This is a genomic window from Paenibacillus terrigena DSM 21567 (genome assembly GCF_000374845.1).
Taxonomy (GTDB): domain Bacteria; phylum Bacillota; class Bacilli; order Paenibacillales; family Paenibacillaceae; genus Paenibacillus_K; species Paenibacillus_K terrigena.
In genome coordinates this window covers 1-12,732 of sequence record NZ_KB895433.1, presented here as the reverse complement: position 1 = coordinate 12,732, position 12,732 = coordinate 1, and the positions used below count along the sequence as shown (strand labels likewise).

18 protein-coding genes and 1 rRNA gene are annotated in these 12,732 nt (G+C 44.4%); 17 read left to right on the top strand and 2 right to left on the bottom strand.

Features of this window, described 5'->3' with window-relative positions:
- Window position 1 precedes the first annotated feature (1 nt).
- The 15 genes from map to C558_RS0128375 all read left to right on the top strand — a co-directional run bounded on the left by map (window position 2) and on the right by C558_RS0128375 (window position 10,152).
- On the top strand, window positions 2-754 hold the full coding sequence (map, locus tag C558_RS0128445; protein WP_018759691.1) for a type I methionyl aminopeptidase: 753 nt from the start codon (window positions 2-4) through the stop codon (window positions 752-754).
- Window positions 755-757: 3 nt separating this feature from the next.
- Entirely contained in the window at window positions 758-1,069 is a 312-nt protein-coding gene (locus C558_RS0128440) for a KOW domain-containing RNA-binding protein (protein ID WP_040676098.1), read from the top strand.
- A gap of 2 nt (window positions 1,070-1,071) precedes the next feature.
- Window positions 1,072-1,287 (top strand): translation initiation factor IF-1, encoded by a 216-nt coding sequence (gene infA / locus C558_RS0128435; protein ID WP_015847200.1) that lies wholly within the window; start codon window positions 1,072-1,074, stop codon window positions 1,285-1,287.
- A gap of 61 nt (window positions 1,288-1,348) precedes the next feature.
- On the top strand, window positions 1,349-1,462 hold the full coding sequence (rpmJ, locus tag C558_RS0128430) for a 50S ribosomal protein L36 (protein ID WP_003333770.1): 114 nt from the start codon (window positions 1,349-1,351) through the stop codon (window positions 1,460-1,462).
- 19 nt (window positions 1,463-1,481) lie between these two features.
- A complete protein-coding gene (rpsM, locus tag C558_RS0128425) occupies window positions 1,482-1,850 on the top strand; it encodes a 30S ribosomal protein S13 (protein ID WP_018759689.1) in 369 nt (122 codons plus the stop codon).
- Window positions 1,851-1,868: 18 nt separating this feature from the next.
- On the top strand, window positions 1,869-2,264 hold the full coding sequence (gene rpsK, locus C558_RS0128420; RefSeq protein WP_018753969.1) for a 30S ribosomal protein S11: 396 nt from the start codon (window positions 1,869-1,871) through the stop codon (window positions 2,262-2,264).
- Window positions 2,265-2,387: 123 nt separating this feature from the next.
- Window positions 2,388-3,332 carry a DNA-directed RNA polymerase subunit alpha gene (locus tag C558_RS0128415; protein WP_018759688.1) on the top strand — a complete coding sequence of 315 codons (945 nt, stop codon included), beginning with the start codon at window positions 2,388-2,390 and terminating at the stop codon, window positions 3,330-3,332.
- A 28-nt stretch (window positions 3,333-3,360) separates the two neighbouring features.
- Complete coding sequence (gene rplQ / locus C558_RS0128410; protein WP_018759687.1) at window positions 3,361-3,726, top strand: 50S ribosomal protein L17; 366 nt, start codon at window positions 3,361-3,363, stop codon at window positions 3,724-3,726.
- Between the two features lie 441 nt (window positions 3,727-4,167).
- Window positions 4,168-4,959, top strand: a complete 792-nt coding sequence (gene truA / locus C558_RS0128405; RefSeq protein WP_018759686.1) for a tRNA pseudouridine(38-40) synthase TruA — start codon at window positions 4,168-4,170, stop codon at window positions 4,957-4,959.
- Between the two features lie 166 nt (window positions 4,960-5,125).
- Window positions 5,126-5,563: a 50S ribosomal protein L13 gene (gene rplM / locus C558_RS0128400; protein ID WP_018759685.1), complete on the top strand. Its 438-nt coding sequence runs from the start codon at window positions 5,126-5,128 to the stop codon at window positions 5,561-5,563.
- A 20-nt stretch (window positions 5,564-5,583) separates the two neighbouring features.
- Window positions 5,584-5,976 (top strand): 30S ribosomal protein S9, encoded by a 393-nt coding sequence (gene rpsI, locus C558_RS0128395; protein ID WP_018759684.1) that lies wholly within the window; start codon window positions 5,584-5,586, stop codon window positions 5,974-5,976.
- A gap of 283 nt (window positions 5,977-6,259) precedes the next feature.
- Window positions 6,260-6,952: a phosphoadenylyl-sulfate reductase gene (locus C558_RS0128390; protein ID WP_018759683.1), complete on the top strand. Its 693-nt coding sequence runs from the start codon at window positions 6,260-6,262 to the stop codon at window positions 6,950-6,952.
- Window positions 6,953-6,980: 28 nt separating this feature from the next.
- Window positions 6,981-8,150 (top strand): sulfate adenylyltransferase, encoded by a 1,170-nt coding sequence (gene sat, locus C558_RS0128385; protein WP_018759682.1) that lies wholly within the window; start codon window positions 6,981-6,983, stop codon window positions 8,148-8,150.
- Between the two features lie 70 nt (window positions 8,151-8,220).
- On the top strand, window positions 8,221-8,988 hold the full coding sequence (gene cwlD / locus C558_RS0128380) for an N-acetylmuramoyl-L-alanine amidase CwlD (protein ID WP_018759681.1): 768 nt from the start codon (window positions 8,221-8,223) through the stop codon (window positions 8,986-8,988).
- Window positions 8,989-9,051: 63 nt separating this feature from the next.
- On the top strand, window positions 9,052-10,152 hold the full coding sequence (locus C558_RS0128375; RefSeq protein WP_018759680.1) for an Mrp/NBP35 family ATP-binding protein: 1,101 nt from the start codon (window positions 9,052-9,054) through the stop codon (window positions 10,150-10,152).
- Between the two features lie 39 nt (window positions 10,153-10,191).
- On the opposite strand, the gene gerD is transcribed toward C558_RS0128375, so the two are convergent.
- Entirely contained in the window at window positions 10,192-10,875 is a 684-nt protein-coding gene (gerD, locus tag C558_RS0128370; protein ID WP_018759679.1) for a spore germination lipoprotein GerD, read from the bottom strand.
- Between the two features lie 145 nt (window positions 10,876-11,020).
- Window positions 11,021-11,824 carry a polysaccharide deacetylase family sporulation protein PdaB gene (gene pdaB, locus C558_RS0128365; RefSeq protein ID WP_018759678.1) on the bottom strand — a complete coding sequence of 268 codons (804 nt, stop codon included), beginning with the start codon at window positions 11,822-11,824 and terminating at the stop codon, window positions 11,021-11,023.
- A gap of 232 nt (window positions 11,825-12,056) precedes the next feature.
- Between pdaB and C558_RS0128360 the strand changes: the two genes are divergently transcribed.
- Together C558_RS0128360 and C558_RS0128355 are read left to right on the top strand one after the other, a co-directional pair.
- Complete coding sequence (locus C558_RS0128360; RefSeq protein ID WP_018759677.1) at window positions 12,057-12,290, top strand: hypothetical protein; 234 nt, start codon at window positions 12,057-12,059, stop codon at window positions 12,288-12,290.
- Window positions 12,291-12,612: 322 nt separating this feature from the next.
- A 16S ribosomal RNA gene (locus C558_RS0128355) occupies window positions 12,613-12,732 on the top strand; the annotation flags it as partial.

Below are 12,732 nucleotides of genomic sequence, written 5' to 3'. Positions count from 1 at the left end.
AATGATCATTTGTAAGTCTGAAGTGGAGTTAGGCTTCATGAAGGAAGCAGGTAGGATTGTTGCGGAAACGCATCGTTTGATGTCAAAATCCGTTCAACCAGGCATTACGACTAGAGAGTTAGACGCAATCGCGGAGAACTATATTCGCAGTCAGAATGCTACACCTTCTTTCAAAGGCTACAATGGTTTTCCTGGAAGCATTTGCGCTTCAGTCAATGAAGAGTTGGTTCATGGCATACCCGGCGATCGGAAATTAAACGAGGGCGACATCATAAGTATTGACATCGGGGCTCAGTATCGTGGTTACCATGGCGATTCGGCATGGACCTATCCGGTTGGTGAAATTTCTGACACAGCTAAGAAACTCTTAGAGGTAACAGAACAATCCTTGTATGCTGGACTCGCGCTTGTCAAACCGGATGTTCGTTTATATACAATTTCTTACGCGATTCAACGCTGCATTGAAGATGCCGGTTTTTCAGTTGTTCGTGAATATGTAGGACACGGCATTGGAGAGAATCTCCATGAAGAGCCTCAGATTCCGAACTATGGTACTCCCGATCGCGGTCCGAGGTTGAAGCCTGGCATGGTCTTGGCTATTGAGCCGATGGTCATTGCGGGCGAACGGTATGTGAAGACGTTACAAGATAATTGGACGGTTGTAACGTTGAACGGCGATATTTGTGCTCATTTTGAACACACCGTTGCTGTTACAGAGGATGGCTTAGAAATTTTGACGAGACTAGATAGCTAGGTGATGAATGTGAATAACAATCAAATGCCCCAAATCGGTCAGATCGTTCAAATCTTACGAGGTCGTGATGCTGGACAATATGCGGTTATCGTCGGAATCGTTGATTCCAAGTTCATACTCCTAGCTGATGGGGACAAACGAAAGTTTGACCAGCCTAAGAAGAAGAACCTCATACATTTGCAATTGTTGAGTGAAATAAGTGCTGAAGTTGTTAACAGTTTAGACGAGAGCGGTCGGGTAACGAACGGGAAACTTCGTTTTGCGATTTCCAAGTTTATTGCAACCACCGCAAATCATGCACAGAAAGGAGAATAACTGTGGCTAAAGAAGATGTCATTGAAGTAGAAGGAACGGTTATTGAACCGTTGCCGAATGCAATGTTTAAAGTTGAGCTGGAGAATGGTCATCAAATTCTTGCCCACGTTTCTGGTAAGTTGCGGATGCACTTCATTCGTATCCTAACAGGAGACAAAGTGGTCATACAGTTATCACCTTATGATTTATCCAGAGGTCGTATAACGTACCGCAAATAGGTCCCGGATCTATATCGTGTAATCCAGTTTCTATTGCAGAAACTTTTAGGAGGTAATTAACATGAAGGTGAGACCTTCTGTAAAACCAATTTGCGAAAAATGCAAAGTCATTCGCCGCAAAGGGAACGTAATGGTAATTTGTGAAAATCCTAAGCACAAACAAAAACAAGGTTAAGAAGGGGGTGTAGCGTAAAATGGCACGTATAGCTGGTGTGGATTTGCCACGTGATAAGCGCGTTGAGATCGCCTTAACTTACATTTTCGGTATTGGAAGAACAACTTCCCAGAAAATCCTAAGCACAACAGGCATTGATGTGAACACTCGTGTTCGCGACTTAACAGAGGACGAAGTTAGTAAACTTCGTGAGGTTATCGACAAAACGATCAAGGTTGAAGGTGACCTTCGTCGTGAAATCAGTTTGAATATTAAACGTTTAATCGAGATTGGTTGCTACCGTGGTGTTCGTCACCGTCGTGGTCTTCCGGTTCGTGGACAACGTACAAAAACTAACGCTCGTACGCGTAAAGGTCCTCGTCGTACTGTAGCGAATAAAAAGAAATAAGAAGGGAGGATAACAGACATGGCTAAACCGAAAAAAGTCGTACGTACGAAACGTCGTGATCGCAAAAATATTGAATCCGGCGTTGCTCATATTCGTTCTACGTTCAACAACACGATCGTAACGATTACTGACCCGCACGGAAATGCAATTTCTTGGGCGAGCTCAGGCGGTCTTGGATTCAAAGGATCGCGTAAAAGTACTCCATTCGCAGCGCAAATGGCAGCAGAATCTGCAGCGAAAGCAGCAATGGAACACGGGATGAAATCTGTTGAGGTTATGGTTAAAGGTCCAGGTGCTGGTCGCGAAGCGGCAATCCGCTCTTTGCAAGCAGCAGGTCTTGAAGTTAACATGATCAAAGACGTTACTCCTATCCCGCATAATGGATGCCGCCCGCCAAAACGTCGTCGTGTCTAATGGCAGACCTTAGTGTGGTATAAATTACTAACAACTTGCTAATAATGGTTGTTTAGACATACTACATGACTCGACTGAAAAGAAGGTTTCAAACGGAACGACGTTTTGAAGGAGGGTAATTCAGTGATTGAAATCGAAAAGCCGAAAATAGAAACCGTTGATCTCAGTGATGAGGGGACTTACGGGAAATTCGTTGTAGAACCGCTTGAACGTGGTTATGGTACAACGCTTGGTAACTCTTTGCGTCGTATTCTACTATCATCGCTTCCAGGTGCGGCAGTAACATCGGTGCAAATCGATGGTGTGCTTCATGAGTTCTCGACGATTCCGGGCGTCATTGAAGACGTAACGGAAATCATTCTAAACTTAAAAGGCCTATCGCTTAAAATTCATTCCGACGAAGAAAAAGTGTTGGAGATTGATGCGGAAGGTGAAGGTCCGGTTACAGCTGGAGACATTCGCGCTGATAGCGATGTTGAAATCTTGAATCCAGATCTTCACATTGCAACACTATCGCCTGGTTCACGTTTGCATATGCGTATCTTTGCAAATCGTGGACGCGGTTATGTGCAAGCAGATAAGAATAAATCTGAGGATCAACCAATTGGTGTGATTCCAGTGGATTCGATCTACACGCCAATTTCACGTGTGAACTACACGATTGAGAACACTCGTGTCGGGCAAGTAACGAATTATGACAAACTGACCCTCGAAGTGTGGACTGACGGTAGTATTCGACCTGAAGAAGCAGTGAGCCTTGGTGCGAAAATCTTAACAGAGCATTTGATGCTCTTCGTAGGATTGACGGACGAAGCGAAAGATGCGGAAATCATGGTTGAAAAAGAAGAAGATAAGAAAGAGAAAGTTCTAGAGATGACTATCGAGGAACTCGATCTTTCCGTTCGTTCTTATAACTGCTTGAAACGCGCTGGTATCAATACCGTTCAAGAGTTGATCACGAAAACGGAAGAAGATATGATGAAAGTCCGTAACCTCGGACGCAAATCTTTGGAAGAAGTTCAAGAGAAACTCGAAGAGCTAGGTTTGGGTTTACGGATGGAAGACTAATCTTAACTGCAGCAAGGAGGGGAAAAATATGGCATACCAAAAGTTAGGTCGTAACTCTAGCGCACGTAAGGCATTGTTCCGTGACTTGGTTACTGACTTGTTCTTATATGAGCGCATTCAAACGACTGAAGCAAAAGCGAAAGAAGTTCGTTCGATCGCTGAAAAGCTGATTACGAAAGCGAAGCAAGGTGATCTTCACGCGCGTCGTCAAGTAGCAGCTTATGTTCGTCGCGAAACGATTAACGGTGAGCAAGATGCAATTCAAAAATTGTTCTCGGAATTAGCCACTCGTTACTCGGAGCGTCCAGGTGGATACACGCGTATTCTAAAACTGGGGCCTCGTCGTGGAGACTCAGCTCCTATGGTTTACTTAGAATTAGTGGATCGCGCTTAATTGACCTTATGAGAAAGGGTGGACAGAATCCTCGGATTCTGAACAAGCCCTTTTTTCTTTTGCACATTGGGGACTCCTGTCCTCTATGTGCATAAAGGTCTTTTTCGACCATCCCCCTAAATCCCCCTTCCTCCTCAGGAAGGTGGACCCCAAAGGGCTCTGCCCTCTGGACACCCGTCTAACTGTCGCTCATACGTGGTACTTCTGGTGCTTCGATGGCGGCTTGGGGTGGGGGATCGCGTTCTGTCCTGCAAACCTAAACCGAATGCCTTGCGGCACCGGCTTAGGTTTACAGGACACGCTTTGAATACGTACGGGAACGCTTAAAACCTTTGAGGGGGAACGACTACCTATGGTAGCGTTCAAAGCTTCGAAGAATAACTTCTTAGATAAACCTCAATGCTTCGAAGCTAGACATCACATCATCGGGAGGGGATCCGCATGCGCAATCTTTTTATGGTCGTCAGCTATGACGGAACTCGCTACCACGGCTTCCAGACGCAGCCGGGGGAGAATACCATACAAGATCATATTGAAGCCTCGATCCGAGCGCTAACTGGCGAGACGGTGAAGATCATCTCTTCAGGCCGTACAGACGCTGGTGTACATGCACGGGCGCAGGTCATTAATTTCGAGACGCAATCGGCAATCCCCATTGAACGATGGTGTCTTGCCCTCAATACACGGCTCCCGAACGATATCGTTATTCGGTCCGCTCAAGAAGTGCCTATGTCGTTCCATTCGCGCTACAGCGCGCATTGGAAGACGTACCGCTATACGATTAACGCAAATGCTTTTCCTGATGTCTTCAACCGATCTTATGAATTTCATCATCCTACGAAACTAGACATCGAAGAAATGCGTAAAGCGTTAACGCATATGGTAGGAACGTTCGACTACACTTCGTTTGCCTCCCGTAAATCGACGAAGGACAGTCATGTTCGCACGATTTATAAAGCGTGGATGGAACACGATGTTAGTTCAGCGATTCCAGGTACAAGAGATCAAGGTATCATTCACACCTATGTGACGGGGAATGGATTTCTTCAGCACATGGTGCGGATCATGATGGGAACTTTGCTTCGAGTTGGACAAGGCAAATTTAAGAGTGAGGATATACCCGGAATCATCGCTCAGATGGATCGCGCAGCTGCGGGGCCTACGGCTGTTTCACACGGCTTGACGCTCTGGGAAGTCGGTTATGATTTGAGTGACATAAACCTGGAAAAATAGCTTGCTTTTTAGGCCTGAATATTGTAAGATAAAGCTTGTGTTTTCTTAATGGCTTTCCCACAGCCCCATTTAAGATTACTTTTGAAAAAACAGATATAACAACGATAATAATGAACGAATATAAATCGGAAATTTGCTTTTCCACAATATAAGGAGGATCTATTCAATGCGTAGCACATATATGGCGAAGCCAAATGAAGTTGAGCGTAAATGGTACATCATTGACGCTGAAGGTAAAACGCTTGGTCGTCTTGCGACTGAAGCTGCTAGCCTGATTCGCGGTAAACACAAACCACAATTTACTCCACATGTAGATACAGGAGATTTTGTAGTTATCATCAATGCAGAGAAAATCGTTCTAACGGGTAAAAAAATGACAGACAAGAACTACTACAGTCACTCCCTTTACTCCGGCGGTTTGAAAGTAACTCCTGCTCAAGATATGATCAAAAAGTTCCCAGAGCGCGTTTTGGAACAAGCTATTCACGGCATGCTTCCTAAGAACCGTCTTGGTAACGCAATGAAGCTTAAATTGAAAGTATATGCAGGTTCCGAACATCCACACGCAGCACAAAAACCAGAAGTTTACGAACTTCGCGGTTAATAAAAAAGGAGGACAGTTTCATGGCACAAGTACAATACTATGGTACAGGTCGTCGTAAACATTCGGTAGCTCGTGTTCGCCTTGTACCGGGTGAAGGACGTATCCTAATCAATAAACGTGATATCAACGAATATTTCGGTTTGGAAACATTGAAATTGATCGTAAAACAACCTTTGAACCTAACAGAAACATTGTCAAAGTACGATGTTCTTGTTATCGCTCATGGTGGCGGTATGTCTGGTCAAGCAGGAGCAATTCGTCACGGTATCTCCCGTGCATTGCTTAAAGCAGACCCTGAGTTCCGTCCATCGCTTAAAAAAGCAGGATTCTTGACTCGTGACCCTCGTATGAAAGAGCGTAAAAAATACGGTCTTAAAGCAGCTCGTCGCGCGCCACAATTCTCCAAACGTTAATATTATTCATCGAACACCTTTCTTGCTTCGGCAGGAAAGGTGTTTTTTGCATTTATCCACAATTCGTCATCTTCCATACACCTCGTCGACTTTTATCCACATCCTGAGAATGACTCCTATTTCGTCTATGCACACTTTATTCACAATCGAATAGATATGCTAAATAGCCCAGTATTATCAAAGGAAAAGGATTGACATTTAACTGGCAAGATTTATAATATAATTATTATATTCATAGATGTTTACTCGGAATTGAAATTTAGTGTAAAGAGGGAGTATACGTATGAACTTATTTGAGAAAGAAGCATTGGTTGAACAGAAAGCAGTCGAGCTTGAAAGTGCAAGTCCTGAGGCGATCATAGAATGGGCGGTTACGACATTCCCTAACATGACGTTTGCTTGCAGTTTTGGTGCGGAAGATGTCGTACTTGTTGATATGCTGCAGCGAATCAGTCCGAAGACGGACATATTTTACCTGGATACCGATTTTCATTTCCCTGAGACCTATGCAACAAGAGATCGATTAGCCGAACGTTATAACCTCGAATTTGTTCGTGCATTCCCGAAATTGACACCTGTAGAGCAAGCTGAGAAGTATGGCGAAGAATTGTGGAAATCTGCTCCGAATGAATGCTGTAACATCCGTAAAGTGGAGCCGTTAACGGAGATTTTGGGCAAGTATGACGCTTGGGTTACAGGGATCCGCCGTGATCAGGCACCGACGCGGGCGAACGCGAAGAAAATCGAATATGATTATAAATTTGGACTCATTAAATTTAACCCGATAGCGCATTGGACGTCAGAAGACGTATGGAATTACATTCGTGCGAACGATGTGATCTATAATCCTTTGCATGATCAACATTATCCGAGCATTGGCTGCTCCTACTGTACGCGCCAAGTCATGCCAGGTGAAGATCCACGTGCAGGACGTTGGTCAGGGAATGAGAAGACTGAATGCGGTTTGCATAAATAAGGGCTAAGAATCGAGGAGGACAGCGTTAATGACAACTATTCAACCACATGGCGGCAAATTGATCAACCGTGTCGTAAATGGTGAAGAACGGGAACATTTGCTAGCTCAAGCAGCATCCTTGCAATCCATACGTATCAATACGTGGACCATTTCGGATTTAGATCTAATCGGTGTAGGTGCTTTTTCACCCTTGTCAGGGTTTATGAACGAAGAGAATTATCGCTCTGTCGTAGACCGGATGCGTCTCGCAGATGGAACGGTGTGGAGTATCCCGATTACGCTATCTGTGGATCCCGTACAAGCTGAATTATTATCCACAGGTGAACAAGTCGCGCTCGTAGGTGAGCTGAATGATGTGATATATGGGATTATCCACATTGATAGTGTTTATACTGTGGATCACGCTTATGAAGCGAAGCAAGTATTCAAGACAGATGACACGGCGCATCCTGGTGTGCAGAAGCTGCTTGAGCGCTCGAATATCTATGTAGGCGGGGATATCACAGTACTCAACCGACCACAACCTGAGAAGTTTCGGGAATTCTATTACGATCCGGCTGAGACGCGTCAAATCTTCGCTGAGAAGAACTGGAGAACCGTTGTAGGCTTCCAGACTCGTAATCCTGTACATCGTGCACATGAATATATCCAGAAGAGCGCAATGGAAATTGTGGATGCATTATTCTTGAACCCACTTGTTGGTGAGACGAAGTCCGATGATGTTCCGGCAAATGTACGGATGAAGAGCTATGTAGCCCTTCTCGAGAATTATTATCCACAGGATCGAACTTTCCTCGGTGTATTCCCAGCTGCGATGCGCTATGCAGGACCGAGAGAAGCGATTTTCCATGCGATGGTACGCAAGAACTTCGGATGTACACACTTTATTGTCGGCCGTGATCATGCGGGCGTTGGGGACTACTATGGAACGTATGAAGCACAAGAGATATTCAGCAATTTCACTTCAGAAGAGCTGGGGATAACTTTATTGTTCTTCGAGCATAGTTTCTTCTGTACGACATGTGGCAATATGGCTTCCAGCAAAACTTGTCCACATCCCAAAGAAGATCACTTAACGTTATCAGGGACGAAGGTACGCGCTTTGCTGCGTGACGGCATTTGTCCTCCACCTGAATTCTCGAGACCGGTTGTCGCCAAAATATTAATTGAAGGCATGGCTGAGCAAGTAACAACTTAAACGGTATATTTGTCCACCTCGTCCCATATAGATGATTAGGAGTCTGTATGGGAACGGAGGTGGTTTTTTTATGGGGAAAAGAAGTGGGCATCGTAAGAAGACTGTGATCCTGATTCAACTTCGCGATTTCAAAAAATGGATTATCGCGGCGTGCTTGCTCGTCCTGTTAACCGTTATTTTTACATATGAAGTGCCTTCAACGAAAACATGGACTTACTGGACACTACCTTTATCCGGTAAAGTGATTGCGATTGATGCAGGACATGGAGGCCCTGATGGGGGAGCTGTAAGCAAGCAAGGTGTCATCGAGAAAGATATAAATTTAACGATCGCTCTCTATTTAAGAGACTTCCTGCAGCAGGCCGGTGCGGTTGTTGTATTGACGCGCGAAGGTGATTACGATCTGGCACAAGAAGGGACAACCAAGCTTCGTAAGCGAAAAACTGAGGATCTGCATCGTCGTGTGGAGATTATTGAGAAGCAGAAGGTTGATCTTCTCATTAGTATTCATATGAATAGCTTCCCGTCGAATCGATGGAGTGGAGCGCAAACCTTCTTTACCTCCAATAATCCAGAGAACGAGCGGCTTGCCAAATTTATTCAGACGGAGATGAAGCGAAATCTGGAGAATACAGATCGTGTCGCCAAGATTGTCACGACGAATGTATATTTATTGAAGGCGCTGCAGATTCCAACAGCCCTCGTGGAAGTGGGATTCCTATCGCATCCGCAAGAGTCGCAATTGCTCGCAGACGAGAAGTATCAACGCAGAGTATCTGCTTCCATCTACACAGGGATACTTCGGTATATCTCAGGTGAACAGATTGGCAAACCTTAGGAAGATTTATGCTATAATCAAGCTGAGTAGTTAACCATTCCATAAAGTAGAGGTGCTGGCATCATGGGGGCTAAAGAACAAGTGCTTGAAGCATTACGAGATATCGTTGACCCTATAACAGGTCATAATATCGTCGAACATCAATATGTCCGGGATATTATGGCGAAAGAAAACAAAGTATCCTTAACGGTCGTCACTTCGTCGGAGCAGGAGCAGCATCGATTTCAATTAGAACGTCAGATTCGTGAGAAATTAACCGAAGCAGGTATACAGGATATCCATGTACGGTTCAGAGTTATGTCAGAGCATGAAAAAGCTGAGGCAGCAGGGAGTAGAAGCCAATCAGGGCAGCAGGAGCCGCCAAAAGGTCATGGAGCCGGTATGGAGAGCCATCCACTCCTGCACCCAGAATCCAGTACCAAGTTTATTGCGATCGCGAGTGGCAAGGGCGGCGTAGGTAAATCAACAGTCACAGTGAATATTGCGGCAGCACTTGCACGGGAAGGACGTAGAGTAGGTATTATCGATGCTGATATCTATGGGTTCAGTGTACCCGATATGATGGGCATTGAAGAACGACCTGAAATTGTGAATGAACGTATCATTCCAATTGAACGATTTGGCGTTAAAGTTATTTCCATGGGGTTCTTCGTAGAAGATAACAGTCCGATTGTATGGCGCGGTCCGATGCTCGGCAAAATGCTGCGCAACTTTTTCCAAGAAGTGAACTGGGGCGAACTTGATTATATGCTCTTAGATTTGCCACCAGGGACCGGAGATATTGCGCTGGATGTCCACCAAATGTTACCGCAGAGCCAAGAAATTATTGTAACGACACCACATGCGACAGCGGCATTTGTTGCGGCTAGAGCTGGTACAATGGCTATCCATACGAAGCATGAGATTATAGGTGTAGTTGAGAATATGTCCTACTATGCATGTGGAGATTGCGGACATAAGGATTACATATTCGGGCGTGGAGGCGGTGCGCGACTTGCAGAATCCTTAAATTGTGACTTGCTCGCACAGATTCCGCTGGGAGCGCCGGATAATCATCCGTCAGAGCCTGACTTCTCGCCTTCAGTTTATCGTGCCAATACAGAGACGGGCCGGATCTACGATGATATTGCGAAGCAAATTATACAGAAAAATGAAAAAGGTTGAGCTGATGCTCAACCTTTTGAGTTATATGTAGGCAAAAGCTTACTGCCCACCGCTTCCACCACCGCCACCTTCGCCTCCACCACCTTCGCCGCCGCCTTGACCACCGCCACCACCGCCGCCTTTCTTCTTCCCTTGTTCTTGCTGCTTCGGCTGTAGCTCTTCTTGAACAACTTTGGTAAGGAGCTCCATGATTTGCATTTTGAACAGTGGACTTGACATAGAGTCTTTGACGATGGTCATGACTTGCTTCCGAAATTCTGGTGTTTTCGTGAGATCAAGATACATTTTGGATAGATCAGGAGACTTGAGTATATCTGCGACCGATTGCTGGTACACGGGATCTTTGATGAGCTCTTTGTGTATTTTTTTATTGTCCTTGTTAATCGCGCTCGCGAATTCTCCTGCAAATTTAGGATCCTTCATTATCTTCTCTAGTTCCTTATTATATTCTGGGGAAGTTAATGTATCTTTTACTGCTGTTCGAATCTGTTCTTTGCCTACTGGGCTGCTTAACATTTGCATTTGCGTGCTGCCGCTAGATCCGCTGGATTGTTGAATCGCTTTTTGGGCTTCTTCCGTCTTTAGAATATCGACGACCATGGCTTTCATTTCTTTATAATCAGGTTGTGCAGAAGATGTCTGCTGTTCGGACATACAGGCGGTTAGGGTTAGGGTGAGAATAAGGACGATGGCTAACCCGCGTATTTGTTTGAATTTTTGCATTCGGAATTTCTCCTTCCGTAGACTTTACAATTGTAGTATGCCTGAATAGGAGGGATTTATTATGTATGTATTTGGATAAATCGCGCCGAAGTACACAGAAAAAACGCCCTCGTCCCATGCATAGGAAGAAGGCGCTTAGACTTAATTACATATTGACGGCTGGATCGAGATTTGTATTGTTGACCGTATTCTGATCCCGTACAGGGTTGCTCTTAATTTCGGTTTGATTTAGCAGCTCTGATACAGTGACAAACTCATAACCTTTCGCACGGAGCTGGTCGATGATGATCGGGAGAGCTAAATGCGTTTCTTTACAGGAGTCACTTGCGTGCATTAGAACGATGTCTCCAGGATGAGCTTTCGTTACGACACGATTAACAATTTCATCAACGCCAGGATTCTTCCAATCCAAGGAGTCCGTATCCCATTGTATGACTTTGTAGTTAAGGCTATCCGCAATGCGAAGCACTCTTTTGTCAAAATCACCGTTGGGCATCCGGATTAGCGTTGGTGATTTTCCGGTTAAATCGGAGAGAATGCTGTGTGCTGTTTTAATTTGTTTTGAAATATCCTCATCACTTAAGGTGCTGTAATTCACGTGCTTATGACCATGGCTGCCGATCTCATAGCCGGAGTCCGCAATTTTCTTTACAAGATCCGTATGTGTTTTGCTCCAAGGGGAGGAGAGGAAGAAGGTTGCTTTTTGCAATCCTTTTTGCTGCAAAATATCTAAGATTGGCGCAGTACGCTTATCTCCCCAGCTGATATCGAAGGTGAGGGCAATAAGTTTTTTCTCTGTAGGAACATTGTAGACTGCTGAAGGGGCACCCTCAGAGAACACCGTAATATTATCACTCTCTACATATACTACCCCAACTGCAAATACTAAAGCGACGAATAAAAAGAAATACCTTTTAATCTTTTTGCCATTAAACACATAGAAATTCATCGTTTGGCAGTCTCCTTTCCTCATATAGGACGTGTCCTTGCTTGTTTACTAAAATGTATGCTCGTACATGGAAGTTATGACCTACCGCTGCAGAAATTCCTTTTTGGGAAATGATCATAAAATTTCCAAATTATGAGCATAACATTAAAGCGGAGTTAAATTCCGAATAGAGGAATGACAAAAACCATACGCGCTAAAGATCGAGGCATATTTGAAGGAGGCACTACAGATTATGTTAGGTTTGTTGTTCAACGATAAGGAATGCAAAGAGCTGGACTATGTGCTACGAAAAGAATTAGATGAAATGCTTCTTGATCTGAGTGATTCCAGATTGGAATATGAAATCCGTCATGCAATAGCGAATCGATACAAGACAGTCTTCCGCATGTATGCACGTTTTGCTTCACCAAAAGAACTATCTAGATACGTGCGCAATCGACAATTTCCTGTCCCTAAAAAACAATAAAAAATAAATACAAAAAAGTGTTGACGCCTAATTGCAATTCGTGATATATTATTTCTCGTTCCGCTTTTGACGTAAGGTCAGTCGGGGCAAGCAAAATAATGAACGTTCGAAAAAAACTTCAAAAAAAAGCTTGCCAAACGATAGCTGAATGTGATATATTATAAAAGTCGCCGCTGAAACAACGGACGACAAAAAATGAGAGTTTTCGATAGAATGCTTTCATGAAAAGATTGATCTTTGAAAACTGAACAACGAGTGAATTAAAGCAATAAATGAGATCAGTAATGATCTCGCTAGCAAGTTTATGAGCAAGTCAAACACTTTATTGGAGAGTTTGATCCTGGCTCAGGACGAACGCTGGCGGCGTGCCTAATACATGCAAGTCGAGCGGAGTTATTCCTTCGGGGATAACTTAGCGGCGGACGGGTGAGTAACACGTAGG

Bases quoted from the DNA above. Each gene is read 5' to 3' on its own strand.
- truA (WP_018759686.1), top strand. From the start codon at position 4,168: ATGCGCAATCTTTTTATGGTCGTCAGCTATGACGGAACTCGCTACCAC.
- rpsI (WP_018759684.1), top strand. From the start codon at position 5,584: ATGGCACAAGTACAATACTATGGTACAGGTCGTCGTAAACATTCGGTA.
- pdaB (WP_018759678.1), bottom strand. From the start codon at position 11,824: ATGAATTTCTATGTGTTTAATGGCAAAAAGATTAAAAGGTATTTCTTT.
- cwlD (WP_018759681.1), top strand. From the start codon at position 8,221: ATGGGGAAAAGAAGTGGGCATCGTAAGAAGACTGTGATCCTGATTCAA.
- rpsK (WP_018753969.1), top strand. From the start codon at position 1,869: ATGGCTAAACCGAAAAAAGTCGTACGTACGAAACGTCGTGATCGCAAA.
- map (WP_018759691.1), top strand. From the start codon at position 2: ATGATCATTTGTAAGTCTGAAGTGGAGTTAGGCTTCATGAAGGAAGCA.
- C558_RS0128440 (WP_040676098.1), top strand. From the start codon at position 758: ATGAATGTGAATAACAATCAAATGCCCCAAATCGGTCAGATCGTTCAA.
- C558_RS0128390 (WP_018759683.1), top strand. From the start codon at position 6,260: ATGAACTTATTTGAGAAAGAAGCATTGGTTGAACAGAAAGCAGTCGAG.
- sat (WP_018759682.1), top strand. From the start codon at position 6,981: ATGACAACTATTCAACCACATGGCGGCAAATTGATCAACCGTGTCGTA.
- C558_RS0128360 (WP_018759677.1), top strand. From the start codon at position 12,057: ATGTTAGGTTTGTTGTTCAACGATAAGGAATGCAAAGAGCTGGACTAT.
- gerD (WP_018759679.1), bottom strand. From the start codon at position 10,875: ATGCAAAAATTCAAACAAATACGCGGGTTAGCCATCGTCCTTATTCTC.
- rpsM (WP_018759689.1), top strand. From the start codon at position 1,482: ATGGCACGTATAGCTGGTGTGGATTTGCCACGTGATAAGCGCGTTGAG.
- rplQ (WP_018759687.1), top strand. From the start codon at position 3,361: ATGGCATACCAAAAGTTAGGTCGTAACTCTAGCGCACGTAAGGCATTG.
- rpmJ (WP_003333770.1), top strand. From the start codon at position 1,349: ATGAAGGTGAGACCTTCTGTAAAACCAATTTGCGAAAAATGCAAAGTC.
- C558_RS0128375 (WP_018759680.1), top strand. From the start codon at position 9,052: ATGGGGGCTAAAGAACAAGTGCTTGAAGCATTACGAGATATCGTTGAC.
- rplM (WP_018759685.1), top strand. From the start codon at position 5,126: ATGCGTAGCACATATATGGCGAAGCCAAATGAAGTTGAGCGTAAATGG.